Origin of the sequence: Polaromonas sp. JS666, assembly GCF_900103405.1 — a bacterium.
Taxonomy (GTDB): Bacteria; Pseudomonadota; Gammaproteobacteria; order Burkholderiales; family Burkholderiaceae_C; genus Polaromonas.
In genome coordinates this window covers 176530-201850 of record NZ_FNHX01000004.1, presented here as the reverse complement: position 1 = coordinate 201850, position 25321 = coordinate 176530, and the positions used below count along the sequence as shown (strand labels likewise).

General features: G+C 65.7%; 26 protein-coding genes. 8 read left to right on the top strand and 18 right to left on the bottom strand.

The window, feature by feature from the left end:
• Window positions 1-2 precede the first annotated feature (2 nt).
• The 4 genes from BLQ85_RS11895 to BLQ85_RS11880 form a co-directional block, all read right to left on the bottom strand.
• Window positions 3-938, bottom strand: coding sequence for an alpha/beta hydrolase family protein (locus tag BLQ85_RS11895; protein ID WP_217631820.1), 936 nt, complete (start codon window positions 936-938; stop codon window positions 3-5).
• A 59-nt stretch (window positions 939-997) separates the two neighbouring features.
• The gene (locus BLQ85_RS11890; protein WP_074577215.1) at window positions 998-1228 is read right to left on the bottom strand and encodes a hypothetical protein; all 231 of its coding nucleotides are present in this window, start codon (window positions 1226-1228) and stop codon (window positions 998-1000) included.
• A 17-nt stretch (window positions 1229-1245) separates the two neighbouring features.
• Window positions 1246-1833, bottom strand: a complete 588-nt coding sequence (locus BLQ85_RS11885; RefSeq protein ID WP_074577213.1) for a hypothetical protein — start codon at window positions 1831-1833, stop codon at window positions 1246-1248.
• A gap of 79 nt (window positions 1834-1912) precedes the next feature.
• Window positions 1913-3757 carry a glutamine--tRNA ligase/YqeY domain fusion protein gene (locus BLQ85_RS11880; protein WP_074577211.1) on the bottom strand — a complete coding sequence of 615 codons (1845 nt, stop codon included), beginning with the start codon at window positions 3755-3757 and terminating at the stop codon, window positions 1913-1915.
• 133 nt (window positions 3758-3890) lie between these two features.
• Between BLQ85_RS11880 and BLQ85_RS11875 the strand changes: the two genes are divergently transcribed.
• The gene (locus BLQ85_RS11875) at window positions 3891-4289 is read left to right on the top strand and encodes a hypothetical protein (RefSeq protein ID WP_074577209.1); all 399 of its coding nucleotides are present in this window, start codon (window positions 3891-3893) and stop codon (window positions 4287-4289) included.
• Between the two features lie 61 nt (window positions 4290-4350).
• Here the strand turns inward: BLQ85_RS11875 and BLQ85_RS11870 are convergent, their stop codons facing one another.
• The 7 genes from BLQ85_RS11870 to BLQ85_RS11840 all read right to left on the bottom strand — a co-directional run bounded on the left by BLQ85_RS11870 (window position 4351) and on the right by BLQ85_RS11840 (window position 10191).
• On the bottom strand, window positions 4351-4917 hold the full coding sequence (locus tag BLQ85_RS11870) for a DUF3455 domain-containing protein (protein WP_175456105.1): 567 nt from the start codon (window positions 4915-4917) through the stop codon (window positions 4351-4353).
• A 208-nt stretch (window positions 4918-5125) separates the two neighbouring features.
• Window positions 5126-5716: a DUF3455 domain-containing protein gene (locus tag BLQ85_RS11865; RefSeq protein ID WP_083336836.1), complete on the bottom strand. Its 591-nt coding sequence runs from the start codon at window positions 5714-5716 to the stop codon at window positions 5126-5128.
• A 257-nt stretch (window positions 5717-5973) separates the two neighbouring features.
• Window positions 5974-6525 carry a DUF3455 domain-containing protein gene (locus BLQ85_RS11860; RefSeq protein ID WP_083336852.1) on the bottom strand — a complete coding sequence of 184 codons (552 nt, stop codon included), beginning with the start codon at window positions 6523-6525 and terminating at the stop codon, window positions 5974-5976.
• A gap of 140 nt (window positions 6526-6665) precedes the next feature.
• On the bottom strand, window positions 6666-7310 hold the full coding sequence (locus BLQ85_RS11855; protein WP_074577203.1) for a DUF924 family protein: 645 nt from the start codon (window positions 7308-7310) through the stop codon (window positions 6666-6668).
• Between the two features lie 18 nt (window positions 7311-7328).
• Window positions 7329-8492, bottom strand: a complete 1164-nt coding sequence (locus BLQ85_RS11850) for a branched-chain amino acid ABC transporter substrate-binding protein (protein WP_074577201.1) — start codon at window positions 8490-8492, stop codon at window positions 7329-7331.
• A gap of 227 nt (window positions 8493-8719) precedes the next feature.
• Window positions 8720-9745 (bottom strand): alpha/beta hydrolase family protein, encoded by a 1026-nt coding sequence (locus BLQ85_RS11845; RefSeq protein WP_074577199.1) that lies wholly within the window; start codon window positions 9743-9745, stop codon window positions 8720-8722.
• A 35-nt stretch (window positions 9746-9780) separates the two neighbouring features.
• Window positions 9781-10191, bottom strand: a complete 411-nt coding sequence (locus tag BLQ85_RS11840; RefSeq protein WP_074577196.1) for a DUF2306 domain-containing protein — start codon at window positions 10189-10191, stop codon at window positions 9781-9783.
• A gap of 207 nt (window positions 10192-10398) precedes the next feature.
• Between BLQ85_RS11840 and BLQ85_RS11835 the strand changes: the two genes are divergently transcribed.
• Window positions 10399-11232, top strand: coding sequence for an undecaprenyl-diphosphate phosphatase (locus BLQ85_RS11835; protein ID WP_074577194.1), 834 nt, complete (start codon window positions 10399-10401; stop codon window positions 11230-11232).
• 12 nt (window positions 11233-11244) lie between these two features.
• Window positions 11245-12459, top strand: coding sequence for a dienelactone hydrolase family protein (locus BLQ85_RS11830; protein ID WP_074577192.1), 1215 nt, complete (start codon window positions 11245-11247; stop codon window positions 12457-12459).
• Window positions 12460-12463: 4 nt separating this feature from the next.
• Here the strand turns inward: BLQ85_RS11830 and BLQ85_RS11825 are convergent, their stop codons facing one another.
• Both BLQ85_RS11825 and BLQ85_RS11820 read right to left on the bottom strand, forming a co-directional pair.
• The gene (locus BLQ85_RS11825) at window positions 12464-13960 is read right to left on the bottom strand and encodes an acyl-CoA-binding protein (protein ID WP_074577190.1); all 1497 of its coding nucleotides are present in this window, start codon (window positions 13958-13960) and stop codon (window positions 12464-12466) included.
• Window position 13961: 1 nt separating this feature from the next.
• Window positions 13962-15242 (bottom strand): MASE1 domain-containing protein, encoded by a 1281-nt coding sequence (locus tag BLQ85_RS11820; protein ID WP_074577188.1) that lies wholly within the window; start codon window positions 15240-15242, stop codon window positions 13962-13964.
• Window positions 15243-15413: 171 nt separating this feature from the next.
• Here BLQ85_RS11820 and BLQ85_RS11815 point away from each other — a divergent pair, with 171 nt between their 5' ends.
• Genes BLQ85_RS11815 through BLQ85_RS11805 form a run of 3 tightly spaced genes read left to right on the top strand, consistent with a single transcriptional unit; the run spans window position 15414 to window position 17493 of the window.
• A complete protein-coding gene (locus BLQ85_RS11815; protein ID WP_074577186.1) occupies window positions 15414-15941 on the top strand; it encodes a 2,4'-dihydroxyacetophenone dioxygenase family protein in 528 nt (175 codons plus the stop codon).
• A 26-nt stretch (window positions 15942-15967) separates the two neighbouring features.
• A complete protein-coding gene (locus BLQ85_RS11810) occupies window positions 15968-16687 on the top strand; it encodes an SDR family NAD(P)-dependent oxidoreductase (protein WP_074577184.1) in 720 nt (239 codons plus the stop codon).
• A complete protein-coding gene (locus tag BLQ85_RS11805) occupies window positions 16687-17493 on the top strand; it encodes an IclR family transcriptional regulator (RefSeq protein WP_074577181.1) in 807 nt (268 codons plus the stop codon). Before BLQ85_RS11810 ends, BLQ85_RS11805 begins: the two co-directional genes overlap by 1 nt.
• A gap of 5 nt (window positions 17494-17498) precedes the next feature.
• Here BLQ85_RS11805 and BLQ85_RS11800 read toward each other — a convergent pair whose 3' ends face one another.
• From BLQ85_RS11800 to mutS, 3 genes are read right to left on the bottom strand one after another with little or no spacing between them, the layout of a single operon-like run.
• On the bottom strand, window positions 17499-18341 hold the full coding sequence (locus BLQ85_RS11800) for an alpha/beta fold hydrolase (protein ID WP_074577179.1): 843 nt from the start codon (window positions 18339-18341) through the stop codon (window positions 17499-17501).
• Between the two features lie 3 nt (window positions 18342-18344).
• Entirely contained in the window at window positions 18345-19172 is an 828-nt protein-coding gene (locus BLQ85_RS11795) for a proteasome-type protease (RefSeq protein WP_074577177.1), read from the bottom strand.
• A gap of 41 nt (window positions 19173-19213) precedes the next feature.
• Window positions 19214-21766: a DNA mismatch repair protein MutS gene (gene mutS / locus BLQ85_RS11790; RefSeq protein ID WP_371327279.1), complete on the bottom strand. Its 2553-nt coding sequence runs from the start codon at window positions 21764-21766 to the stop codon at window positions 19214-19216.
• A 483-nt stretch (window positions 21767-22249) separates the two neighbouring features.
• Between mutS and BLQ85_RS11785 the strand changes: the two genes are divergently transcribed.
• Window positions 22250-23065: a lysophospholipid acyltransferase family protein gene (locus tag BLQ85_RS11785; protein WP_074577173.1), complete on the top strand. Its 816-nt coding sequence runs from the start codon at window positions 22250-22252 to the stop codon at window positions 23063-23065.
• Window positions 23066-23124: 59 nt separating this feature from the next.
• Window positions 23125-23898: a glycosyltransferase family 2 protein gene (locus tag BLQ85_RS11780; RefSeq protein ID WP_074577172.1), complete on the top strand. Its 774-nt coding sequence runs from the start codon at window positions 23125-23127 to the stop codon at window positions 23896-23898.
• Window positions 23899-24076: 178 nt separating this feature from the next.
• On the opposite strand, the gene fabG is transcribed toward BLQ85_RS11780, so the two are convergent.
• A complete protein-coding gene (fabG, locus tag BLQ85_RS11775) occupies window positions 24077-24814 on the bottom strand; it encodes a 3-oxoacyl-ACP reductase FabG (RefSeq protein WP_074577171.1) in 738 nt (245 codons plus the stop codon).
• Window positions 24811-25308: a hotdog family protein gene (locus BLQ85_RS11770; RefSeq protein WP_074577170.1), complete on the bottom strand. Its 498-nt coding sequence runs from the start codon at window positions 25306-25308 to the stop codon at window positions 24811-24813. Before BLQ85_RS11770 ends, fabG begins: the two co-directional genes overlap by 4 nt.
• Between the last annotated feature and the right edge of the window lie 13 nt (window positions 25309-25321).

Here is a 25321-nt window from a genome sequence, read left to right as displayed (position 1 = left end):
GCTCACCCCTTAAGCCCCTTACCCGCCCGCACCATCATCTCCTCCGTGCGCATATCCCGTGCACACCACCCGGCCACAATGCGCGACGAATTCGACAAGCCATGCGCGTCGGGGCCGGTGCCTTCGCCCTCCAGAACCTGAACCGGAATCTGCGCTTTTTGCAGCGCATCGGCCATCACGGTTTGCGACGCCCAGAACACGTTTTTGTCGTTGGGGTTGCCGAGCACAAAAACGCGCAATTGGGGGTTGACCTTGTCCCTGGCGACAAACTTCCAGGGCTCGTAGGAGTCGGCGTAGTTGGTGGTGTCCTTGGTCCGGCCCATCATTTCCCAGCGTATGCGGGGCGAGGAGGGGGCCGAGGTGGGCACGGCGCAGACGATGTCGGCGCGTTCGGTGATCAGCGAGGCAGTCACATGGCCGCCGCCGCTTTGGCCGGCGACGACCCATTCTTCAATGCCGTAACGCTTCTTGAGTTCGTCCAGTGCTGCAGAGATGATGACCGACTCGTCAATGCGCCTGCGCTGCATGTGGTTGCCTGATGAGCCGTGGGTGCCGGGGCGGCCGATGAAGATGTAGGGCCAGCCCAGCCATCGGGCCCAGTCTTCGGCATTCTTTTGCAGCCGGGCATTGCTCAGGTCCAGGTAGGTTTGACTGGTCTGGCCGACGCCGACAAAAATATCGCCGTGAAAAAACACGATGGCGCGTTTGACGGGCTGGTCGCCGAAGCCGGCCTTCCAGTATTTGATGCACTCGGCGCCCGAGTGCACGGTGGCCGCCCAGACGGTGTTGGCGGCGGCTGCGCACTGGGCCTGTGTGGCCTTGACGCCGCGCATGATGGCCGATTCAGAAAAGTCGCCCGCATCGCTGAACTCGATGCGGCCGAATTGTGCGTGGCTGGCGGCTGGCGCGAGCAGGGCACTCGTAAATCCCCATGTCACCAGAACTTTGTTGAATCCTTTGGGATGGAAGTTCTGGTGCATGTATCGGGGTGGCTTTGTTATCTGCTGAACGAGTCTTTCATACCCGTCACCCGATTGAACACGGGCTTACCCTCTCCTCCAATCGGATGATCCTTGGCGTCGGTCACAAAGTAGCTACCGGTCAATGGCGCAACCCGCGCTGCCACCTTGCCTTTGCCCGCTTTCATTTCGCGCGCGGACTGCAGCAGTTCTGCGCCCAGATTGCGCTTTGCGTCACGGCTAGCCAGTTGTTTGTCGGTCATTGGCATTTGCAATCTCCCAGCGATCACTTCAGACCGGACTTTTGCCATTGGCCAACAACAGTGCCAAGGTAGTTCTTTTGGCATTCGTCCTTGTTGGCAAGCGTATTGGGCATGAAGCACTGCGGCCCATCTGCTTCATATTCCGACCTGAAGGCTATCGTCAGTTTTCGCGGTGCCGGTGGCTGCCATTGCACGATGGTGGCTTTCCATATGCGGCCTGAGACGTATGAGCCGACGGAGCTCGTCGTGTGGACCAATCTGTCGAGCTTCTGAATCCAGACGTGCGAATAACCTGGGGGGATCACAAGGGTCGCTTTTGTCAGGTGCAGTTGATAGTCGGCCTCGATACCCGATTTTTTTAGCTCGGCGATCATTGCCTGACCCAAGGGGTCATACATTCTTTTTGCGTTGTCCGTCTTTGAGAATGCCAATCCGCTGGGCAATGTGTCAAATTCGAGGCCCATATCGATGACGACCAGTACCTTCTTCACTGGCTCGGGAGAAAAGTCTTCTTTCTTTTCTGAATATATTTTTGGGTCTTTGATGGATGCGCACGCGCTCAGTGCGGCAATCACCAACGTTATGAACAGCGTCTTGATGATGGCTTTCATGCTTCTTCCCTCCTTGATATTGTTCTGCCTGGCGTGCTCTGGCGCCGCCTTTTTCTTCGTTCTTGGAGATAGCCGGGCTTCACTTGGCCCAACTGTCCTTCATCCCCGTCACCCGATTGAACACGACCTTGCCATCCTTGTGGTCAACAATGTCTGTGACAAAGTACCCATGCCGCTCAAACTGAAAGCGCGTACCGGCGGGCACTTTGGCCAGTGAAGGCTCGACATAGGCCGTCACGGTCTTGAGGCTGTCGGCGTTCAGTTCATCCAGAAAATCCTTGTCCCCAGTGCCAGGATGCTCAACGGTGAACAGCCGGTCATAGAGACGCACTTCGGCTTCAACGGCATCGTTGACGCCCACCCAGGTGATCACGCCCTTGACCTTGATCGCATCCGAGCCGGGGGTGCCGCTCTTGGTGTCGGGGATCAGGGTGGCGTGGACTTCGGTGACCTTGCCGTTGGCGTCTTTCACCGCGCCCGTGCATTCAATGACGTGGCCGTATTTGAGGCGCACCTTGCTGCCGGCAATCGCCTGCTTGCTGGCGTTGACGTGGGGCGGGAACAGGCGGAAGAAGCCCTTGGGTGGCGTTTCTTCATAGTCGCTGCGTTCAATCCAGACTTCCTTGCCGATCTTGAAGTTTCGTTTGCCCATCTCTTCATGGTGCGGGTGCACGGGGGCGCTGCAATCGTCGAGCTTGCCGGCGCCCATGATTTCATCCCAGTTGGTGAGCACGAGCTTGACGGGGTCGAGCACAGCCATGGCGCGCGGGGCGATCGGGTCCAGGGTGTCGCGCAGTGCGCCTTCGAGGGTGCTGTAGTCGATCCAGCTGTCGCTTTTGGTGACGCCTATGCGTTCGGCAAACAGCTGCAGGGCTTCGGGCGTGTAGCCGCGGCGGCGCAGGCCGACGATGGTGGGCATGCGCGGGTCGTCCCAGCCGCTGACGCGCTTTTCATTGACGAGCTGGGCCAGCTTGCGTTTGCTGGTGAGCACATAGGTGAGGTTCAGGCGCGCGAATTCGTACTGGCGCGGGTGGGGCGTGGCGATGAGCTTGCCTTCGGCCAGGCGGTCCAGCAGCCAGTCGTAAAAAGGGCGCTGGTCTTCAAACTCCAGGGTGCAGATGCTGTGGGTGATCTGCTCGAGCGCGTCTTCGACCGGGTGGGCGAAGGTGTACATGGGGTAGATGCACCATTTGTCGCCGGTGTTGTGGTGGTGGGCGCGGCGTATGCGGTAGATGGCCGGGTCGCGCATATTGATGTTGGGCGAGGCCATGTCGATTTTTGCGCGCAGCACGGCGGCGCCGTCGGCGAGCTTGCCGTCGCGCATTTCGCGAAAGCGCGCCAGGTTCTCGGCGGGGGTGCGGCCACGGAAGGGGCTGTTGGTGCCGGGGTGGCCGAAGTCGCCGCGGTTCAGGCGCATTTCCTCGGCGCTTTGTTCGTCGACGTAGGCGTTGCCGCTTTCGATCAGGTATTCAGCCGCGCGGTACATGAAGTCGAAGTAGTCGCTGGCCTGGTAAGGCCTGGCGTCGGCCTTGTCGGCGCCTAGCTGCGTCCAGTCATAGCCCAGCCATTTGACGGCGTCGACGATGCTGTCGACGTACTCGGTGTCTTCTTTTTCGGGGTTGGTGTCGTCAAAGCGCAGGTGGCAGACGCCGCCGTAGTCGCGCGCCAGGCCGAAGTTCAGGCAAATGCTTTTGGCGTGGCCCACATGTAAATAGCCGTTGGGCTCGGGCGGAAAGCGCAGGCGGACCCTGGCGGGGTCGGGCTGGCCGGCGGCATGGTGGGCGGCATCCCCGGGGCTGCCGCCCCAGCGGCGGCTGGCATAAGTGCCCTCGGCCAGGTCTTTTTCGATGATCTGGCGCAGGAAGTTGCTGGGCTTGTGGATTTCTTTGTCGGCAGGAGCGGAGGCAGGGGCGGGGGTGGTCATTAAGGGATTTTAGGGCTTACCCGAGTAGGGTTACGTTTGGCTACTCTCTTCACGGGGCATGCGGTATGCCATTACAGGTGCCCTGCGTTTAATAAGCACATGGGCATTTCCTGCCCTGCTTAAGGAGAACCATATGAAGACAGCCATCAAAGCAAACCGCTCCCTCGCCCTGGCAGGCGCCGCCGCCACCCTGGCCGTGGCCGCCCTGGGCTTTGCAGGGGCTGCCCAGGCCCGCGACAATGTGTCGTTTTCCGTGGGCATAGGCGTTCCGGGCGTGGCGGTGGGTGTGACCAATGCCTACCCGGTGTACCCGCAACCTGTGTATGTACAGCCCGCCCCCGTGTACGTGCAGCCGGCACCGGTTTATTACCCGCGTCCCGTGTATGTGCGGCCGGCACCGGTTTACTACCCGCAGCCCGTGTACTACGGCCCGCGCCACGGCCACAGGCACCATGGTGGCTACTATGTGCAGGCGCCCGGCTATGGTTACGGCCCCGGCTATCGCCCGGCACCGGTTTATTACCAGCGCTAAGCCCGCCTGAGGCAAGAAAAAGCCCGCTTTTTGCGGGCTTTTTTATGGGCGGTGTGAAAGTTCAGGCGGCCGGCCGCCAGAAGACGTAATCGGCCTCGTAGGGCACGGAGACGCGCATGCCCAGGGTGGCCGAGGTGCAGGGCGGGTTGGCCACCACGCCGGCCACGGTGCGGCGGCCCTGGATGTAGCGGATGTTGGCGAGCGCGCCCGGGGTGTCGGAGGGGCCCACCATCGCCCGCTGCAGGGGCAGGTTCCGGGGGTCGCCGGGCACTTCGACAAGTTCCTGCGCGCTCACCTTGGAGCCGTCGCTGTGCTCCCAGCGAGCGCGGGCACCGGGGTAGTAGGTCACGGTGCTGCCTGCGCCATCCGCCAGCCGGATGCCGCGGGACAGCAGCAGCCAGGCGTATTCATAGGGCGCACGCTTGACGGCCTGGCATTCGTAGAGCAGCTCACCGCGGCCTTGCGCTTCGAGCACCGCGGCGTAGCCCGCGGGCACACGCAAGGTTTCCGGCATGGCCTCCTGGGCGAGGTAGGGATTGGCCTGGCGCAGGGCGCAGCCGCCCAGCGCAGCCATGGCAGCCAGCAGCAGGCCAGGGAAGGGGCGAAAGGTGTTGGTGGGGATGTTCACGGTGGGCTCCAGTGGCGGCGGACGGTGTGTCACACCCCAGTAAATCCCTGGTGCGGCGGGCCATCTGTAGGCGGCCAGAGGGACCGTGTGCGGGGAAACATCGGCAAAAAAGAAAAGCCCGCAGGCCGGAGCCTGCGGGCTTGGGCTCCATGGCGGCTTGGCAACCATGGAGAGGCGCGCCTTCACAGGCGTGCCCGGAGGGGCTGCCTTAAGCAGCTTTCCAGAAAATGTAATCGGCCTGGTAGGAGTTGGTGAGCTTGTCGCCGATATCGGCCTGGGTGCAGGCCTTGCTGAGGTCCTGGCCGCCCTTGGTCTTGATGCGCTGGATGTAGGTGACGTTTTGCAGCACGCCGGGTGCGGCGCCGGGCGCGCCGGTGGACAGCTGCTGCGGCAGGTTGGTGGCGCCCACGCGCGGGGCCAGCGCGACCTGGGTGCCGACGACGCTGGAGCCGTCAATATGCGTCCAGGTGGCGGGCGGGCCGGAGTAGCGGGCGACGGTCTTGCCTGTGCGGTCCAGCAGCTCGGCTTCAGGCCGCACCAGTACCCAGCCTATGGTGCCGGCGGTGGTGGCATTGGCCTTGCACTCGTAGTGCAGCAGGCCGCTGGCGGTGGTTTCGAGGGCGACGACATGACCCGGCGGCACCACGACCTGCGGGTCGAGGCGGTCCTGACTGTATTCCTTGGGCAGGGGCGCGACGCCCGAACACGCGATCATGAGCGCGGCGGTGCCGGTGATCATGGCCGCCGTGATGGCGGCGCTCTTGCTATAGGCCCAGAGGACGTTGTGCGTGCTCTTCATGAAACCCCCGTTCTGGCCGTTTGGCCTTGTGCTGGCTGTCTGCCTGTTGTTGCATGCCAGTAAAACGCGGGGCGCATGGATGTGCTGTAGGACGCCGCGCAGGCTTGCTGCCAGCGCATTTCCGCAGGGCCTGACGGCGCGGCGGAAGCGGTGCAGGCGGGCGCAAAAAAGCCCACAGGGCCAGCCTGTGGGATTGAAAAACCAGCCCCGCCTGACGTTCAGGGCCGGCTGCTTAGGCTCGCATCGGGATGTCCGCCTTACATCGCCTTGTAGAAGATGTAGTCGGCCTGGTACTGCACCACCTGTCTGGTACCCGCATTGCCGGCAGCGCAAGGCATGGCAGGGGCGACGCCGCCGCGGGTGTCCACGCGCTGGACATAGCTGACGCCACTCATGGCGCCGCTGCCCATGGCCGGGTTGGCCTTGACGAGCTGGGTGGGGATGTTGCCACTGCCGTTGGGGGCCACGGCGAGCTGGGTGGCGGTGATTTTGGAGCCGTCCAGGCTTTCCCAGGTGGCGGGCGGGCCGTAGTACTTGCCGACCTGCTTGCCGCCGCGGTCGTTCAGCCTGGCGTCGGGGCCGACAAACACCCATTCAAACTGGCCGGCCATGTCTTTTTTGGGGCTGCACTGGTAGGTGATCTCGCCCACGCCTACGGTCTCCATGGCGACCGTGTGGCCGGCGGGCACCTGGACGGCGGCGGGCAGGCCGGCCTGCGAGTACACGGGCTTCATGGGCGACATGCTGCCGCAGGCGGCGAGCACGGAAACGGCAAGCAGGGACGCGAAAGCGGTGAAGGGACGCGGCATCATGGTGGAACTCCTCGGTGGTGGTGGACCGGCCAAGGGGCCGGCGTGGCAAGACGCACCGGCCTGTGTTGTGAAGCCATGGCGCGGCGCGTCCTGCTGCTGGTACGCAGCGGGGCGGGCGCTGGATTCAAGCGGCTGAGCTACTGCCCAAAGCGTGGGCCTTTGCGGAGGAAGTCTTTTTCTTCGGGGGTATCGGCCCGCCCGAGTACCGCATTGCGGTAAGGAAATCGCCCGAAGAGGCTGATGATGTCGCGGTGCTGGTGGGCGTAGTCCAGGTTGCCCTGCAGGCGCTGCTTGAGCGCCTCGGGCGCGTCGGCGACCAGCCGGGTAAAACGCGCCACACATTCGTCCTGCAGCGCCGGGCTTTCGGCGTGCATCAGCGGCATGTAGAGAAAGAGCCGCGCCGCCCAGGGCAGTTGCAGGTCTTCACCGGCGGCGACGGCCTGCCGCACCAGTTGCTGGGCGCGGGTGTCGCCGGCAAAGGCGCGGGCGCTGCCGCGAAAGATGTTGCGCGTGAACTGGTCGAGCAGGATGACCAGCGCCAGGCGGTGCAGGGGCGGCTGTTCCCAGTCCCGCAGGCCGCCGGCCAGGGCCTGATCCACGGCGGCGCCGAAGCGCGCGCGGATCTCGGCGTCGAGTTCGGCGCCGCCGCTGAACCAGCGTTTGCCGAGGTCCTGCGTGGGCCAGTCCTGGGTGATGCCGTCGCCCAGCCAGAAATCAAGCACCTGGCCGGGTGCGGCGACGGAGGGCGTGATGGTGGTGGAGGTGGGGGCGGCTTTGGTCATGGCGACCGCGAGCTTAGCCTACCAGCGGTCAGAGCGCAGCTGCAGGTCCCAAACACCCTTGCGCACGGCATAAACACCGACCACGCCGTAGCGCTGTTCGCCCACGGCGTCCCATTTCATGGAGCCGGTGATGGGCGCGTAGCCGTCAAAAGTGCGCAGGGTCTCGGTGATTTTTTCGGGCTTGACGGAGTTGGCGCGCTTCATGGCGCCGGCGAGGATGTACATGGCGTCATAGGTGTAGTGGCCGCCGTAGGCCGGCTCCCGCTTGAAGGTTTCCTGGTACCGGGCCAGAAAGGATTTGCCGTTGACGAATTCCTTGGCGTCCAGGATGGGCGAGGTGGCGTACAGGCCCTTGACCGTGTCGCTGCCCTTGAGCATGTCGGTGGTCTTGATGGTGTCGCCGCCCAGGATGCTGATCTGCTGGTTGTAGTCGATCTTTTTGAGGGCTTCGATCAGCGCCAGGATCTGGAAGTCGCCTTGTGTCGACACGACCACCTCGACACCGCCATCCTTGATCTTGCCGGCCAGCTCGTCAAATTTGGTGGTCTTGTCGTCCGACGAATAGCTGACGACGACTTGTTTGCTGGCCTTCTTGAGCTCGGCAGACGCGCCGGCGGCCAAGCCCTTGCCGTAGGTCGTGCCGTCGTCGACCACGGCGAACTTGCTGGCATTGAGCTGGTTGGCGGCGAAGGAGCCTATGGCGCGGGCCTGCAGGTTGTCGTTGGCGACCAGGCGGAAGGTGGTGTCCAGGCCGAGTTCGGTGAACTTCGGGTTGGTCGAGATGGCCAGCTGGGCGATGTGCTTTTCGGCATAGACCGGCGCGGCCGGGATGCTGACGCCGGAATTGAGGTTGCCGATCACGGCGACCACGCCGGCATCGACCAGCTGTTTGGCGACGTCAACGCCGGCCTTGGGGTCGGAGCGGTCGTCCATGGCGATGATTTCGATCTTGACCGTTTTGCCCTTGATCTGGAAGCCTTCCTTGTTGAGCTCGTCCACGGCCATCTTCACGCCGTTGTGCAGGTCCTGGCCCAGCGCGGCGAGGTTGCCCGACAGGGGCTGGGCCACGCCGATCTTGATGGTGTCGGGCGGGTTGTCGCAGCCGGACAGCATGGCGGAGCCTGCGGTAACAGCAACGGTCAGGGCGGCCAGGGTAAGGCGGCGGGTGGCGGTGTGGGTCATCGTAAAACCTCGGGTTGAATGGTGTAACTGAATGTATGTTTCACCGTCACCGAGCGATAGTGGGTTTGACCTACTTTTAATGAATGTCTGAGTAAATAAGTTTTACTAATGGTTCGAATTGGTTCGTTTCACCTCAAAAACGCACCGAAACAGCTTGTTTTGGGCCAGATTGGCGCGCGCTCGCGCAGGGCGTGCCGGCGGCCGCCTGTCCCGCCCTTGGCCGGGTTTCAGGGCAGCAGCTGTTTGCGCAGGAAGGCGCTGATCTTGCCGTCCAGGGCCGGCAGCTGGCCGCGGTCAAAGCCGGGCGGGTCCAGCAGCAGGTCTTTGGCCAGGCTGGACATGGCCTTGGCGGGTGGCGGCGGCGACAGCAGCGCGCCGTGGCCGCCGTCGGGCAAGTCGGCCAGAAGCTCGCAGCGCTTGCAGGCCGCGAGCACCGCGTCGCTGTGAAAACGCGGCACCAGCCAGCGGTCTTGCCGGGCCGTGACAAGGGCCAGCGGCACTGGTGGCGAGGCCAGCGAGGCCATGTCGAAATCGGCGGCCAGCGGCACGCCGGCGACCACGGCCTGGATGCGCGCATCGTGATGGCTTTGCCAGGTGGCGTCGCTGAATCGCTGGCGTATGACGGCCAGCACCACGGTTTTTTTCAGGCCGTCCAGCAGGCCGCCCGTGAGCCGGGTGCTCAGGCCGGCGCAGGTCTGGAAGTCCTCGGCGATGTGGGCTTCGCAGTGCCGGGTGAACAGGGCCGGCGACCAGCGCCCGCCGGCCAGGGTCAGCGCGGTATGGCCGCCGGCCGACATGCCGTACAGGCCAACCTTGTCGAGTGGCAGCAGTGACGCGAAGCGCGGCTCGCGCGCGACCGCGTCGATGGCGCGCGACACCTCGGCGGGCCGCTGCTTCCAGCTGTCGGGGCCGGGGGAAGAAGGATCCCTGGCGTTGTCGCCGCGGTGCAGGGGAAAGGCGACGACAAAGCCGTCCTCGACCAGGCGGCGCGCCAGGTCGGTGTAAGTCCAGGGTGAGCCGCCCGAGCCATGCGAGATGACGACCAGGCGCGTGTTGCCGCGCACCGGCTGGCCGTCTTTGTCGACTTTGAGGGAATAGGCGCCGACCTGCATGGGGCGGTCTTCGCCGGCGGAAGGATAGAAGACGCTGATGGGGCTGTCGTCCTGCAGGCCCGGCAGCTCGGTAAAACCCATGCCGGCCTGCGCGGCCGCGGCGGCGAGCAGCAGCAGGCCGCTCAGCAGATATCGGTTCATGGGCTCTTCCTCTTTCCCTTTTTGTCCTCCCTTGATTAGAGCAGGCCCAACTGCCCCCATAGCAGCTTGCCCAGGTAGCGGTCGGGCATCAGCGTGAACACGCCCGCGACAAGGCATGCGCCTATGTAGAGGGCCTGCATGGCGCCGCGGTGGCCCGCGATGTTGCCGCGGCTCAAATGCCAGAACGCACCCGTCATGCTGAACAGCGCGAAGGGCACCAGCAAGTGGATGGGGGTGTAGCCGGCGATATTGGGATAGTCGTAGTCGCGGATGAAAACCGCCGTCGCGGCGGTGACCAGCATCATGGTGACGAAGGCATAACCAAAAGCCCGGTGCAGCTTGGGCCGCTGCACGCGCCCCTTGCGCGCCCACAGCGCGACCGGCCCGATGAGGATGGCCGCGCTGGCGGCAAACAGGTGAATGGCGATCAGCGGTGTCAGTTGCATGGCTGTGGCGACTGGCGGTGGGGGTAACAAATTGTGCACATATCGTCCACCCCTGTCCAGGCTCACTGCGTGTAGCCTGTTCTCCCCTCGAGGGGACAGGCGCCTGGGGCCGGCAAAGCCGGACCCTCGGCCCCCGCTTGCATAACAAGTCCCCGTGGCACAAAACCAGTGGAGGCGATAATCGCCGCTACATTTTTGGAGCCAGCATTGGATATCGCACTGTTGATCAAAGCCGCCATCATGGGCATCGTCGAGGGCCTGACTGAATTCCTTCCCATCTCCTCGACGGGCCACCTTATTCTTGCGGGCGCGCTGCTCGGTTTTGACGACGACAAGGCCAAGGTGTTTGACATCGCGATCCAGACCGGCGCCATCTTCGCGGTGATCCTGGTCTACTGGCAGAAGATTCGCGCGACCGTGGTGGCGCTGCCGACCGAGAAACAGGCGCAACAGTTTGTGCTCAATGTGTTGGTGGCTTTTGTGCCGGCCGTGGTGCTGGGCCTGCTGTTCGGCAAGGCCATCAAGGCCCACCTGTTCACGCCGGTGGTGGTGGCCAGCACCTTCATCATTGGTGGCTTCATCATCCTCTGGGCCGAAAAGCGCCAGCAGAACAACCCGGCCGCCGCGCGCATCCAGGAGGTGGAGGCCATGACGGTGATGGACGCGGTCAAGGTCGGCCTGGTGCAGTGCCTGGCGATGATCCCGGGCACCAGCCGCAGCGGCGCGACCATTATTGGCGGCATGCTGCTGGGGCTGTCGCGCAAGGCGGCCACCGATTTTTCTTTCTTCCTGGCCATGCCCACGCTGATAGGCGCGGGTGTTTACAGCCTCTACAAGGAGCGCGCGCTGCTGTCCATGGCGGACCTGCCGCTGTTCGGGGTGGGCCTGGTGTTTTCTTTCCTGAGCGCCTGGCTGTGCGTGCGCTGGCTGCTGCGCTACATCTCGAGCAACAGCTTTTTGCCTTTCGCCTGGTACCGCATCGCCTTCGGCATCGTGGTGCTGGCCACGGCCTGGAGCGGCCTGGTGGTCTGGGCGGAATAAGGCGGGCCGCGCATGGGCTGGGCCTTTCGGTTTTTTTCGCTGCTGGCGGGCCTGCTGCTGGTGGGCCAGCTCTCGCATGCCGCCGGCCCGGTGAGCATCCCCTCGCTGGACGGCAAGCTGGAGATCCCGGCCTACTGGTTTGACGTCGGCGACGGCGAGCCCAGGCCCGTCATCATCGGGCTGCACGGCTGCGGCGGCGGGCTGGACAGCAAGGGCAATTTTGCCGAGCGCTTTTTCCGCTACGCGGGTTATTTCAACGCGGAGCGCATCCACTTCCTGCCGCTGGACAGCTTCACGCCGCGCGGCCAGAAGTCGATCTGCGAAACGCCGAACAAGCTTCGCACCATCCATGAAGCCCAACGCCGGGAGGACGTGTTCGCCGCCATCGCCTGGCTGGTGAAGCAGCCCTCGGTGGATGCCTCGCGCATTGTGGTCATGGGCTGGTCGCACGGCGCGCAGACCGTGCTCAGCACGCTGGACGCCACGGACACCTACGTGCAGGCGCAGAAAGTGCGGCCGCGCGCCGCCGTGGCGTTTTATCCCGGCTGCCTGGTGAACAACAGGATGTGGAACTATGAAGTCCACCAGCCGCTGCTGATCATGATCGGCGAGCTCGACGACTGGACACTGGCCGGCGAATGCGTCACGCTGCAGCAGCGCCTGCGAAAGAACAAGGCCAACGCGCCCGTGGACTTGGTGGTCTACCCGGGCAGCTACCACGGCTTTGACGGCACCGGCCCCGTCAAGCAGATGGAAGGCCTGGGCAACACCAAGACCGGCAAGGCCATGGTGGGCGGCAACCCGGCGGCGCGCGAGGCCTCGCATATACGCATGTTCGAGTTTCTTTCGGCGCAGCTGGGCCAGCCCTTGCTGCTGTCGCACGCGCAGCGTTTCAAGGGCCACCACTACGTGGTTCCGCCGGCCTCGGGTTTCGCGGCGGCCGACGATATAAACGCTGTGCCGCTCAGCGACGCCGGCAAGGCGCGTTACACCCACTTTCGCAGCCTGCCCTCGCCCAAGGCCTTTGCCGTGACGGAAAAAGGCGGCTGGTATTTCAATGCCGGCGAACCCGAAGTCATGGCCACGACCTTCCAGCAATGCGCGCGGGCGAAATCAAAGTGCTGGCTTTACGCGGTGGACGACCAGGTGGTGTGGCAGCCCGAGGTGGCGGCCCGTGCCGGCGCGGCCGGCCTGCAGCGCCTGGGCGCCAAGACCGCCGGCCAATAGGGACTCAACCAGCTCGGAGCTTCTCGACCAAGGCCGCGTAGCCGGCCATGGCCGCCTCGCGCGCCATGCCCTTGCGCTGCGCCCAGGCGTCAAATTTGGCGCGGCCGGTCACGTCCATGATGCCGGGGCGCTCGCCCGTCGCGTCGCCTACCGTGGCCTGCTTGTAGAGCGCATAGAGCGCCAGCAGCTCGTCGTTGCCGGGCGGCTTGGCCAGGGTCTTGACGGCAATGCCGGCGGCCTCGAAAGCGCGTTCGGCCTCGCTGGGCCCGGCGGGCGCCAGCGCCGCGCCGAAGTGGGCGTCTTCGAGCGCCACGTCGTCGGGGAACCAGCGCGCATCCAGCAGCCGGCCCGACCGCACGGCAAAGGCCAGCACGCCCTGCGACATCAGGCCTGCGGCGGTGAGCGTGGCGGGCAGCACCGCGATGCCGGCATTGAACACCGGCTGGCCGAAGGCGGTGAATTTGATGCCGGCGGCCCAGGGCAGCATGGCCTGCAAGCCCTTGTTGCCGCGGTAGATGCCGCTGGCGCGGTTGCTGCCGGGCTGGAACCAGCCCATGTCGGAAGCGCCCCGGGCGAAGATGCCGGCGAAGTCGCCCGCCTCCAGCGCCGCGCGCAGCGATTGCGCAAATGCCTGCAGGGCGTCGGCGCTCATCTTGGGGTCGTCCACCGCCATGCCCAGCGAGGCGGCGCTGCTGGCGCCGAAAAACTCCAGCACGTTGCGCGCCACCTGCTCGCGGTCGTTGTCGACGCAGATCATGTGGTAGCTGTTCTCCAGCACCACCATGCGCGCCTTGGCGCCGCCGATTTGCTCGACCAGGTAGTTGGCCGAGGCCAGGCTGGTGAGTTCGTCTTCGCGTGCATGGATCACCAGGGTTTCGCTGGCCATGTTTTTGAGGTCCGTCATGACCCAGCGGCGCAGGCGATCCACTTGCCGTATGCAGGCCAGTGGCACCCAGCGGTAGTGGAAGTTTTCGCCGCGCGCGAACTTGGCCTTGACGATGGCGCGCAGCTGCTCGTTCTTGATGCCGAAGGGGTCTTCCTCTTCCACCCGCATGCGTGCCGGAACGCCCGGCACGTAGTACATCAGGTGGCGCGCCGGTGTGTACCAGGCGGTGGCCCAGCCGTCGATGTAAATCGGCGGCGCCAGCGCGATCAGCTTGCCGCGGGTGTGCTTCTGGCGCTTGGCCAGCTCGGTGGCCAGCAGCGCGCCCATGCACATGCCCATGATGTGGAAGTTGTCGTGCTGCGCGGCCACCTCGTGGTACTTGGCCGTGACGGCCTCCATCCATTGCTCGGCCGTGACATGGACCAGGTCTTCGGGCGTGGTGCCGTGGCCGGGCAGGGTCAGCGAGTGGGTGACGAAGCCGGCGTTTTTCAGCCGCTTGTGCATGGAGCCCAGGTCGTACTGCGTGCCGCCCAGGCCGTGGATCAGGAAGACGGCGGGCGTGCTTTTGTCCACGGCCGCTTCGGCCGTGGGGGTGGTGGGCGCATCCGCTGCCACGTCAGGCCTCGACTTCCAGCAGCACGGCCACCTGCTCGACCTGGCCGTCGGCGCCGCGCACGCCCGACAGGCGCGCGTTCACGGTAGCCACGCGGCCGTCGCTCCAGCGCAGGCTGTTCTTCCACAGCACGTGCTCGCGCTGGCCCTGCGTGAGGTCGCGCCAGTCGGCCTGCAGCGCGGATTGCTCCTGCGGGTCGGCGTGGGCGATGAAGTCCTGCACCGTCAGCAGGGCGGCGGCATCGGTGCGCAGCAGTTCGCTGGCGCCTTCGCCCCATTCGGCCGCGCCGGTCCTGGCGTCGAAATTGGCGACCACCGTGCGGTTCGATTCCAGCACCTGGCGGTAGCGGGTACGCCAGTCCTGCGCCAGCGCGAGCGCCTGCGCGGCGGTGGCGCCCAGCGCGTTGACCACGCCCACCAGCAGCGCCATCACGGCCACATAACCCTGGACCTCGATCACCGCCTCGCCCGGAAAGCCCTCGACCTCGGCGAAAGGCCCGCCGCCGCTGTTGGTCCAGGCGATCAGCGCCAGCGCGCCCAGCAGCGTGGCCAGCGTGGCGCCGCGTTCCTTCCAGAGGATGGCGGTGACCACCATAAAGGGCAGCGGCAGGTAGGCCAGCGTGGGGCCCAGCGAGGCGCCGAAACGGTCGGACACGTCGCTCGAAAAAATCAGCGCGGCCACCACAAAGAACAGCACAAAGGTGGCGGCGCCCGCGAGGAACTGGCTGCTGGCCATGCCGCCCGAACGCTTGACCTTGAAGCCCGCGAAGGAAGTGACGAGCGGCGCAATCAGCAGGATGCCGACAAAGGTCGTGCAGGCCCAGACGCGCCACTCGGTCAGCAGGGGGATGGGCTGGGGCAGGGCCCAGCTCCAGAGCACGATGGCGACGCTGGCGCCCAGTGCGGAAGTCAGCAGCGCACCGACCAGCAGGCCGGCATAGGCCTTGCCCGGCTCGATGCGGCCGTCGGGACGGGGCGCGCGCAGCAGGCGCGCCACCCAGGCGCCCAGGCCGGCCGCCAGCGCCTCGTTGGCGCCAAAGGCGAGAGCCGGCAACAGCGCCAGGCCGTCCAGCAGCGACAGCAGAACGGCCGCCAGCGCGGCGCCTGCCAGCACGGCAAAACGCTTGGCCGGCTTGGCCACCAGCAGCGCGCCGAAGGTGACCCCGGTGGCCAGCCAGACGGAAGCGCTCAGCGTCATCGCGTCGCCCATTCTCTGGGACACGATGGCCGCCACGGCCCAGGCAAGAAAGGTCACGGCGAGGGTGACGATAAAGGGCAGGGCCATGGGGTTCTCCTCGGAGAGTCGTGTTATTGCTCGGCGTAGGCGCCGGATGGTCTGGCGTAGTTTATCCAGTCTGTTGCAAATGCCTGCCTGCGCGCTAGGGGTAAATCCCCGCGCCTTCGACCTACTTGTTTTCTACAATATGGACACATATCCACAATATGGACAACTCCCATGCCCGTAGACACCCCCGACCAGACGCCGCTGATGCCCTACCAGTACCCCAACCCGCCCGACGCCAGGCCGGAAATCGTGGTGCAGCACGCCATCCCGACCGACGAGCGGCTCTGGGTGCCGCAGGCCGAGAACGTCTGGTTCCGCCCGCTGTGCCTGAACGCCAGCCAGGGCTACTGGATGAATTTGCTGCGCGTGCGCAAGTCCGGCGTGCTGAGCCGGCATCGCCATCCGCAGGCGGTGCATGGCTTTGTGCTCAAGGGCCGCTGGCGCTACCTGGAGCACGACTGGGAAGCCACCGAAGGCAGCTATGTGTTCGAGCCGCCCGGCGAAACCCACACGCTGTATGTGCCCGAGGACGTCGAGGAAATGATCACCTACTTCCAGGTCAATGGCGTCATGTACTACACCGACCCCTATGGCAAGGGCATGGGTTATGAGGACGTGTTCACCAAAATCGAGATGTGCAACAAGCACTTCGAAGCCGTCGGCCTGGGCGCCGATTACACAAAACAATTTATCCGCTGACTGCGGTTTTATTCAAGGAACCATGGATGACCTACCAGGCCGGACTCTTTAAAGGCAAGCGCGCGCTGGTCGCCGGAGCCACCCAGGGCATAGGCGCCGTCATCGCCAACCACCTCGCGGCGCTGGGCGCCGAGGTCACGGCCCTGGGGCTGGGCGGCGGCGATGGCACGCTGGAGGCGGCTGTAGAGGTGCGCCAGGCCGACGTGACTTCGGCTACCAGCCTGGACGCGGCGCTGGCCGGCATTGCCACGCTGGACATTGTGTTCAACTGCGCCGGCATCATCCAGCGCGGCGCCGAGCACGACATCGAGGTCTTCGAAAAAGTGCTGGCCGTCAACCTGAGCGGCACCATGCGCGTGTGCACCGCCACGCGTGAGCGCCTCAAGGCCAGCCGCGGCTGCATCGTCAACACGGCCTCCATGCTGAGCTTTTTCGGCGGCGGCCTGGTCCCGGGCTATGCCGCCAGCAAGGGCGGCGTTGCCCAGCTCACCAAGTCGCTGGCGATCGCCTATGCGCCCGACGGCATACGCGTGAACGCCATCGCCCCCGGCTGGATCGCCACGCCGCTCACCAAAGCCCTGCAGGACGACCCGGCGCGCGCCGGCCCCATCCTGGCGCGCACGCCCATGGGCCGCTGGGGCACACCCAAGGACGTGGCCGAGGCCGCGATGTTCCTCTGCACGCCGGCGGCAAGCTTCATGACCGGCGTGATCCTGCCGGTGGACGGCGGCTACATGGTGTCGTGATGGCCCAGCCCAACGCGTCGCAGGTGGCCGGCACGGCCGCGTTCTCCAAATTCATGCATGTGCTGCAGCTGGTGGCCGACTCGGAGCAGCCGCTCAACGTGGGCGCGCTGGTCAAAGCCAGCGGCTACCCCAGGCCCACGGTGCACCGCATCGTCGCGGCCCTGGTGGCCGAAGGCCTGCTCGTCGAAAACGAACGCGGCGCATTGCTGGCCCTGGGCCCGCGCCTGATCCAGCTGGCCAGCCGCAGCTGGGGCCGCTCGGACCTGCGCCTGGCCGCGGTCGACGAACTCAAGCGCCTGCGCGATATCACCGGCGAGACCGTGCACCTGGCCGTGCCCAACGGCCGCGCCATGGTCTATATCGAAAAACTCGAAAGCCCGAGCGCCGTGCGCATGGCCTCGCGCATAGGCACCAGCGTGGCCCTGCACGCCACGGCGGTGGGCAAGGCGTATATGGCGGCGCTGGAGCCTGCCGTGCTGGATCCGCTGCTGCAGGGGCTGCCCTTGCCGCGCTATACCGGCAACACGCTGGTGACGCTGCCCGACTTGCGCAAGCAGCTGGAGATCACGCGAGAGCGGGGCTGGTCGGTCGACGGCGAAGAACACGAGGCAGGGATTTTTTGCTACGGCGCCGTGATACGCGGCGGCGGTGGCATGCCTGTGGCCGCCATCAGCGTCAGTACTTTGATGTTCCGCCAGAAGGACAACCCCGAGCAGGCCTATGTGGCGCCGCTGCTGGAGGCTTGCCGGGCCATCTCGGCGCGGATTGCCGAGACGCCGGCCTTGTCGGCGGCCGAGGTTTTGTAGGCGGATCAGTCCAGGAAATTCCGCAAAGCTGCCTCGATGGCCGCCGCCGTCATCAAAGGCTTTTCCATCGGAAACAGGTGGCTGCCGTCGAGCATCATGATGCGCCCCTTGGTGACTTTCTCTGTCATCGCCATCCCGACCTGCTTCATCTCGGCCGACTGGCGGCCGCCGATAAAGGCCACGGGGCATTTCAGGGGATGGCGCTTGAGCAGGCCTTCGAGGTTGTCGGGCAGGGTGTTGTAGATCGCGGTTTCCACGTCGCGGTCAAAGCTCAGCAGCTGCTTGCCTTCGTCCTCGCCCGTGCCTTCATAGGTGCCGTGGGCGATGTAGTCGCGCAGCACCTGCTCGTCCCAGGCGGCAAAGGCTTTTTTGCCGCGGAAGTGCTCGAACACCTCGTCCTTGCCCAGCCACTGGTTTTTGCGTTTGCGGCTGATGGCGCCGGGCGAGATGGCGCCGACCAACTGCGCGCGTTTAGCCACGCTGAGGGCGCGCGCGCGCCAGCCACCCAGGATGGGGGAGTCGACCAGTACCACGCCCTTGACGGGCTGGCCGCCCAGAATCGGGTTGCGCGCGGCGCACATCAGGCTTAAAAAACCGCCCAGCGAATGGCCGACCAGGAAGGCCGGCTGGCCGGCCTTTTCAACCTCGCGGGCCGTGAAGTCGGCCAGCTGCTGCACCAGATGGGGCCAGTTACTGGTGACGGGGTAGCGTGGGTCGTGGCCGAATTTGTCGACCGCCTTGACCTGAAAGCCGCGGGCCTTGAGGCTCTGGAAGACCGCGCTGTAAGTGCCCGCCGGAAAGCTGTTGCCGTGGGAAAAAATAACCAGCGGTTTGACGGCGGTGGGCACGGCTTAAATGAGTTTCTCGTCGGGCGTGCTGATTTTCTTGAGCGGCTCGTGGCGCGTGGCCGGCATCTTCAGCGGGATGTCGGTGTGCGCGTCGTCCCAGACCGGGTCTTCGATGCTGTCGAAGACCTGGCGCAGCTTCTGGCCCCAGCTGCTGTGCATCATGCGGTAGTAGGGGTTGTCGTTGTCGATGCAGACGATCTTGTCGCTCTGGAAGCTGTCGGCTTCATAGACCACCAGGTCCAGCGGCAGGCCCACCGAGAGGTTGGACTTCATGGTCGAGTCCATGGACACCAGCACACATTTGGCGGCCTCGGCCAGCGGCGTGGCGGGAGTCAGCACGCGGTCCAGCACGGGCTTGCCGTACTTGGACTCGCCGACCTGGAAGTAGGGCGTCTCGTCGGTGGCTTCGATGAAATTGCCGGCCGAATACATCTGGAACAGGCGCATGTTCTCGCCGCGGATCTGGCCACCGAAAACCAGCGAAACGTTGAAGTCCACATCGGCGTTCTTGAGCGCCTCGGCGTCGCGGTCATAGACGCGGCGGATGGCCGAGCCCAGCACGCGCGCGGCGTCGAACATGCTTTTGGCGTTCCAGATGGTGATGGGCTCGCCGCCTTCATGGTCCTTGAGCTGCTCGACCTGCAGGATTTCGCGTATCGACTGGGAGATCGACAGGTTGCCGGCCGACAGCAGCACCATGAAGCGGTCGCCGGCTTTTTCATAGACGATCATCTTGCGGAAGGTGCTGATGTGGTCCAGGCCCGCGTTGGTGCGGGAGTCTGACAAAAACACCAGCCCGGCGTTGAGTTTGGCGGCGACGCAGTAGGTCATGAGATGGCTTTGGGGTGTGGGGGAGGTCGGTTTGCGCTGGTTCACGGCGAGGCGGACATCTTTTTGAGGCGGTACAGGGCGTCCAGCGCCTCGCGCGGCGTCAGTGCATCAGGGTCTATGGTACCCAATGCCTTGTCCACCGCGCTTTGTTCGGGCGCGGCCGCTTCGGGCGGCGCGGCGAACAGGTCGACCTGGGCGCGCGTTTCGTTCTGGTGGGCCTCCAGCGCATTGAGCGCGTGGCGGGCGTGGTTGACCACGGCGGCGGGCACGCCGGCCAGTTTGGCCACGGCAATCCCGTAGCTCTTGCTGGCGGGGCCGGGCTCGATGTGGTGCAAAAACACGATGTCGGCGCCGGACTCGACCGCGCTGACGTGCACATTGATGGCGCCGTGGTGCTGGGCCGGGAATTCGGTGAGCTCGAAGTAGTGCGTGGCGAACAGCGTGAAGGCCTGGGTCTTGTTGTGCAAATAGGCGGCGATGCCGCCGGCCAGCGCCAGGCCGTCGAAGGTGGAGGTGCCGCGGCCGATTTCGTCCATCAGCACCAGAGAATGAGGTGTAGCGGCATGGAGTATCTGCGCGGCCTCGGTCATCTCCAGCATGAAGGTGGACTGCGCATTGGCCACGTCGTCGGCCGCGCCTATGCGGGTGTGGATGGCGTCTATGGGCCCGAGCCGGCAGCTGGCCGCCGGCACGTAGGAGCCCACGCTGGCCAGCAGCACGATGAGGGCCACCTGGCGCATATAGGTCGATTTACCACCCATGTTGGGGCCGGTGATGACTTGCATGCGGTGTTTGCCGCTCATGACCGAGTCGTTGGCGATGAAGGAGCCGCCGCCGGTTTCGGCCAGGCGCGCCTCCACCACCGGGTGCCGGCCCTGGACGATGTCTATGCAGGGTTCGCGCACAAACACCGGCGCGGCCCAGTTCAGCGTGAGCGAGCGCTCGGCCAGCGCGCACAGCGCGTCCAGCGAGGCCAGGGCGCGCGCCAGGCGGCTCAGCGCGGGGATGAAATCCTGCAGCTGGTCCAGCAGTTGTTCGTACAGCCATTTTTCGCGCGCCAGCGCGCGCTCCTGCGCCGACAGGGCCTTGTCTTCAAAGGCTTTTAGTTCGGGCGTGATGTAGCGCTCGGCATTCTTGAGCGTCTGGCGGCGGCGGTAGTCGTCGGGCACCTTGTCGACCTGGCCTTGCGTGACCTCGATGTAAAAGCCGTGCACCTTGTTGAACTGCACGCGCAGGTTGGCGATGCCGGTACGGGCTTTTTCGCGCACTTCCAGGTCCAGCAAAAAGCTGTCGCAATTGGTCTGTATGGCGCGCAGCTCGTCGAGGTCGGCGTCGCAGCCGTGGTTGATGACGCCGCCGTCGCGTATCAGCGCGGCGGGCTCGTCGAGCACGTAGCGGCCCAGCAGCGCGGCGCAGCCGGCCGGCGGCTGCAGGTCTTCAAAGATGCGGGTGAGCAGTTCCGGAAAATCGCTGCCCGCGGGCGCGGCCAGTTCGGCTTTTTGCAGCGTGTCCTTGAGGGCCACCAGCTCGCGCGGCCGCACCTGGCGCAGCGCGATACGGGCGGTGATGCGTTCCACGTCGCTGCAGCCCTTGAGCCTGGCGCGCAGGCTTTGCTGCGAGCCGCCGCGCAAATGCGTGATGGCGTCCAGCCGCGCGGCCGCCTGGGCGCGGTCGCGCCGCGGCGTGAGCAGCCAGCTCTTGAGCGCGCGGCTGCCCATGCCGGTGGTGCAGGTGTCCAGCAGCGAAAACAGCGTGGGGGAGTCCTCGCCGCGCAGGGTCTGCGTGAGTTCGAGGTTGCGGCGCGTGCTTTGCGGCAGCTCGATGAGTTCGCCGGAGCGCACCACCTGCAGGCCCTGCACATGCGACAGCGCCCGGCCCTGCGTGTGTTCGGCATACCCGAGCAGCGCCGAGGCGGCGGCATGGGCTTCGTTCAAAGCTTCGGCGTTCCAGGAGGCCAGCGAGGCGACTTTGAGCTGGTCCAGCAGGCGGCGCGCGCCCAGGGCGGCGTCGAACTGCCAGGCCGGGCGGGCGGTGGACGCGCAGCGCTGGGCCTTGATGCGTTGCTCGAAGGTTGGCGTCACGTCGATGTTGTAAAGCAGCTCGCTGGGCGCCACGCGCGCCAGCCAGGCTTCGAGTTCGTCATTGGCGCAATGCGCCAGGTGGATTTCGCCCTGCGTCACGCTGAGCCAAGCCAGGCCGCAGGTGTTGCGCGCGCCCTGGTGCACGGCCAGTAAAATGGATTCGGTCTTGTCGCTGAGCAGCTCGGTGTCGGTCAGCGTGCCGGGCGTGACCACCCTCACCACTTTGCGCTCGACCGGCCCCTTGCTGGTGGCGACGTCGCCGACCTGCTCGCAGATCGCCACCGATTCGCCGAGCTTGATGAGTTTGGCCAGGTAGCCTTCGAGCGAGTGGAAGGGCACGCCGGCCATGACCACCGGCTCGCCGGCCGACTGGCCGCGCCGCGTCAGCGTGATGTCGAGCAGGCGTGAGGCTTTCTCCGCGTCGGCGAAGAACACTTCATAGAAGTCGCCCATGCGGTAAAAAACCAGGGTGTCGGGATAGTCCGCCTTGATGCGCTTGTACTGCGTCATCATGGGGGTGTCTTCAGCCCCCGTTGCGGAATTTTTGCCCCGAATTGTTTCCTTTTGCATCAATGAACCGGCGCGCCGGCGCCCCCTTTATTTGGCATTTTTTTCATTCAAACCGCTATCTTAGGGGGAGGCCTTGGCCGTCCCCGCAGGCCCCGATTGTCCTTTACTCCCGGGTACTCCCGGGTACTCCCGGGTACTCCCGGGCAATCCCGGGCGCTTGCGGCTTTCGGCCGGCTTGCGCCCGAAAAGCCCGGCGGTCAGCCACCGGACGGCGTGAAACCTGACGCCGTAAACCGGCAATCGGCCGGAAAACGGCTGTCGCACAGAGGTAGACTCGCTGGAATTCTTCCATTCCAGCACCGTCCAGCCGGCGGGCACCCGCCCGCGCCGGGCTCCACAACCCTACGCAAGGCCAACATCCGGGTCGCCGAGAGCAGCAAAAACACCGCAAGCCAATAACCAAAAGCCACCCTGCGAAACCGCTCCATGGACAACAAATCCGACGCCTTGCTTGCCGAAGCGCCCGTGCTGAACACGGGCCGCAGGGCCCTGCATGAGACGGTGCGGCTGGGCCTGGGTTATGCGCTGCTGGTGGTCCTATGCCTGAGCGTCTCGGTGCTGGCCGTCGCCATGCGCGCGCTGCTGCCGAGGGCGCTGAGCCGGCGCTGGGGGCGCAAGCTCGCGGCGGGGAGCTTTCGCGCTTACCTGCGCCTGTTGGAGCTCATGGGTGCTTGCCGCTTCGACCTGGCGGCGCTGGACGCGCTGCGGGACGGCCCGCCGCTGATCATCGCGCCCAACCACCCCTCGCTGCTGGACGCGATCATGATCCTGTCCCGCCTGCCGGACGCCACCTGCATCATGAAGGCCGACATCGTCAACAGCGTCTTCTTTGGCGCCGGCGCGCGCCTGGTCGGCTACATCCGCAACATGCCGCTGCGCACCATGGTGCAGCTGTCGGTGGCCGACCTGCGCCAGGGCAGCAGCCTGCTGCTGTTTCCCGAAGGCACCCGCACCCGGCGCTTTCCGGTCGGGCGCATGCAGGGCACCACCGGCCTGATCTCCAAACATGCGGGCGTTCCGGTGCAGGCCGTCTTCATCGAAACCGATTCGGCTTTCCTGGGCAAGGGCTGGTCCCTGCTATGGACGCCCAAAATGCCCGTCACCTACCGTGTGCGCCTGGGCAGGCGCTTTGAACCCGCCAGCGACACCGCGCAATTCACGGCAGAGCTGGAGCGCTACTTCGAGGCTGAATTGCAACGGTCCCAGCCGCTTTCATCCATCGCCGCGGCGCCGCCGGCCTAAGGCCGGTGCAAGCTTGGCGACCGGTTTTCCGCCCTCTTGATCCCTCCATCTCCCCGCCAATGAACAATCCCTCCCGCGCCGCCTCCGCCACGCACCTGGTCCTGATTCCGAGCTACAACCCCGGCGTCAAGCTCGACGAAACCGTGCGCGGCGCGCTGGCGCAGTGGGCGCCGGTCTGGGTGGTGGTCGACGGCAGCACCGACGGCAGCGCCGCGCGCCTGCAGGCGATGGCCGAGGCCGACGACCGGCTGCGCGTGCTGGTGCTGCCGCGCAATGTCGGCAAAGGGGCGGCCGTGCTGCACGGCATCGAGCTGGCCGCGGCGCAGGGCTTTACGCACGCGCTGACCATGGATTCCGACGGCCAGCACCCGGCCCACCTGATCCCTGAGTTCATGGCTGTTTCACAGGCCCAACCCGACGCCATGGTGCTGGGCGCGCCCGTGTTCGCCGCCGACGCGCCGCGCCTGCGCGTCAATGGCCGCAAGCTGTCCAACGGCTGGGCCGACCTGGAAACCCTGTGGGCCGGCATAGGCGATTCGCTGTTCGGCTTTCGTGTCTACCCGATCGCGCCGCTGCGCGAAGTCATGGCCGGGCAGCGCTGGATGCGGCGCTTTGATTTCGACCCGGAGGCGGTGGTGCGCATGTGCTGGCTCGGCGTCAAGCCCATCAACCTGCCGGCCACCGTCCGGTATTTCCGCCCCGACGAGGGCGGCGTGTCGCACTTCAACTACCTGCGCGACAACCTGCTGCTCAGCTGGATGCACGGCCGCCTGCTGCTGGGTTTTTTGCTGCGCCTGCCCTTGCTGCTGGCGCGCAGGATCAGGGGTACCTGAGGCGGCGCGTGGGGCGATCAATTTCCGACGGGCCGCCCCTAGGAAATTTGACCCCCTCGGGGGGCAGCGTTTACACGCAGTGAAAAAGCGTGGGGGCAATCAATTTCCGACGGGCCGCCCCTAGGAAATTTGGCCCCCTCGGGGGGCAGCGTTTACACGCAGTGAAAAAGCGTGGGGGCTATACCATTCCACCGTTGATGGAAATCACCTGCCCGCTGATGTAAGCGGCGCGCTCCGAAGCCAGGAAGCTGACGAGGTCGGCGACCTCCCGGGGCTGGCCGGCCCGTTTCATCGGCACCAGCCGGGCAATCTCGGTCGCATCAAAACTGTCCTGGCTCATGGGCGTGGCGATGATGCCGGGCGCGACCGCATTGACGGTGATGCCGCGGCTGGCCACTTCCAGCGCCAGCGATTTGGTGGCCGAGTGCAGCGCGCCCTTGGCCGCCGCGTAGTTCACCTGGCCGCGGTTGCCGGCCACGGCGGCCACCGAGGTGATGTTGATGATGCGGCCCCAGCGTGTGCGAATCATGGGCATCATCAGCGGCTGGGTCACGTGGAAGAAGCCGTTGAGCGAGACGTCGATGACCTGCTGCCATTGCCGCAGCTGCATGCCCGGGAAGACCGCGTCGTCATGGATGCCCGCGTTGTTCACGACCACCTGCACCGGGCCCTGCACCAGCAGCGCCTCCAGCGCAGCGCCGGTCGCCGCGGCGTCGGTCACGTCGAAGGCCACGGCCTCGGCCTGGCCGCCGGCGGCCTGGATGGCCGCTACCACGGCCGAGGCGGCGTCCAGGCTGCGGTTGCCGTGCACCAGGACATAAAAACCGTCGGCGGCCAGCTGGCGGCAAATCGCCGAGCCGATGGCGCCGCTGCCGCCTGTGACCAGCGCGCGTTTGGGTGCGGAGGGGGTCGTCATGGGGTCTCCTTGGGAGTTATGGCGGCGGTAGCGTCCAGCATCACCACGGCGCGGCCCGAGAGCAGCAGCGTATCCCCGGCATGCACGCTGAAGTCGTAGAGGACGCTGCCGGCGTTGCCGCTGCCGCGTTCGGCGCGCACGGCCAGCGCCGTGCCCACGTCGTCCAGCCTCGCGACATGCAGGCTCACGCCGCGCACGCTGACCAGGTAGCCGGCTTGGGGCGGCTCATCCGGCGAAGCCGCCTGCATTTCGGCGACCAGCGCCCCGTGCACGGCCATGGCCTGCGCCGCGTATTCAATGCCGCAGGCCGCGCCCAGCCGTCCGTGGGCGCGCAGCGGGTTGCCGAGGTCCAGGTGGCTGGTGGCTTCGCAGCTGATCCGCTGGCTGTCCCAGGCGTTCACGCGCTCCAGCAGGCACATGCTGCCCTGGTGCGGAATGCGGCGCGCGATTTCCTCGCGGTCCAGGCTGGCGGGCGGGGCGGAAGGAAAGGTCATGGCCGGGGCTCGC

Coding starts and splice junctions, on each gene's coding strand:
- BLQ85_RS11890 (WP_074577215.1), bottom strand. CDS start 1,228: ATGCCAATGACCGACAAACAACTGGCTAGCCGTGACGCAAAGCGCAAT.
- BLQ85_RS11885 (WP_074577213.1), bottom strand. CDS start 1,833: ATGAAAGCCATCATCAAGACGCTGTTCATAACGTTGGTGATTGCCGCA.
- BLQ85_RS11880 (WP_074577211.1), bottom strand. CDS start 3,757: ATGACCACCCCCGCCCCTGCCTCCGCTCCTGCCGACAAAGAAATCCAC.
- BLQ85_RS11875 (WP_074577209.1), top strand. CDS start 3,891: ATGAAGACAGCCATCAAAGCAAACCGCTCCCTCGCCCTGGCAGGCGCC.
- BLQ85_RS11865 (WP_083336836.1), bottom strand. CDS start 5,716: ATGAAGAGCACGCACAACGTCCTCTGGGCCTATAGCAAGAGCGCCGCC.
- BLQ85_RS11860 (WP_083336852.1), bottom strand. CDS start 6,525: ATGCCGCGTCCCTTCACCGCTTTCGCGTCCCTGCTTGCCGTTTCCGTG.
- BLQ85_RS11855 (WP_074577203.1), bottom strand. CDS start 7,310: ATGACCAAAGCCGCCCCCACCTCCACCACCATCACGCCCTCCGTCGCC.
- BLQ85_RS11850 (WP_074577201.1), bottom strand. CDS start 8,492: ATGACCCACACCGCCACCCGCCGCCTTACCCTGGCCGCCCTGACCGTT.
- BLQ85_RS11845 (WP_074577199.1), bottom strand. CDS start 9,745: ATGAACCGATATCTGCTGAGCGGCCTGCTGCTGCTCGCCGCCGCGGCC.
- BLQ85_RS11840 (WP_074577196.1), bottom strand. CDS start 10,191: ATGCAACTGACACCGCTGATCGCCATTCACCTGTTTGCCGCCAGCGCG.
- BLQ85_RS11830 (WP_074577192.1), top strand. CDS start 11,245: ATGGGCTGGGCCTTTCGGTTTTTTTCGCTGCTGGCGGGCCTGCTGCTG.
- BLQ85_RS11820 (WP_074577188.1), bottom strand. CDS start 15,242: ATGGCCCTGCCCTTTATCGTCACCCTCGCCGTGACCTTTCTTGCCTGG.
- BLQ85_RS11815 (WP_074577186.1), top strand. CDS start 15,414: ATGCCCGTAGACACCCCCGACCAGACGCCGCTGATGCCCTACCAGTAC.
- BLQ85_RS11810 (WP_074577184.1), top strand. CDS start 15,968: ATGACCTACCAGGCCGGACTCTTTAAAGGCAAGCGCGCGCTGGTCGCC.
- BLQ85_RS11805 (WP_074577181.1), top strand. CDS start 16,687: ATGGCCCAGCCCAACGCGTCGCAGGTGGCCGGCACGGCCGCGTTCTCC.
- BLQ85_RS11795 (WP_074577177.1), bottom strand. CDS start 19,172: ATGACCTACTGCGTCGCCGCCAAACTCAACGCCGGGCTGGTGTTTTTG.
- mutS (WP_371327279.1), bottom strand. CDS start 21,766: ATGATGACGCAGTACAAGCGCATCAAGGCGGACTATCCCGACACCCTG.
- BLQ85_RS11785 (WP_074577173.1), top strand. CDS start 22,250: ATGGACAACAAATCCGACGCCTTGCTTGCCGAAGCGCCCGTGCTGAAC.
- BLQ85_RS11780 (WP_074577172.1), top strand. CDS start 23,125: ATGAACAATCCCTCCCGCGCCGCCTCCGCCACGCACCTGGTCCTGATT.
- fabG (WP_074577171.1), bottom strand. CDS start 24,814: ATGACGACCCCCTCCGCACCCAAACGCGCGCTGGTCACAGGCGGCAGC.
- BLQ85_RS11770 (WP_074577170.1), bottom strand. CDS start 25,308: ATGACCTTTCCTTCCGCCCCGCCCGCCAGCCTGGACCGCGAGGAAATC.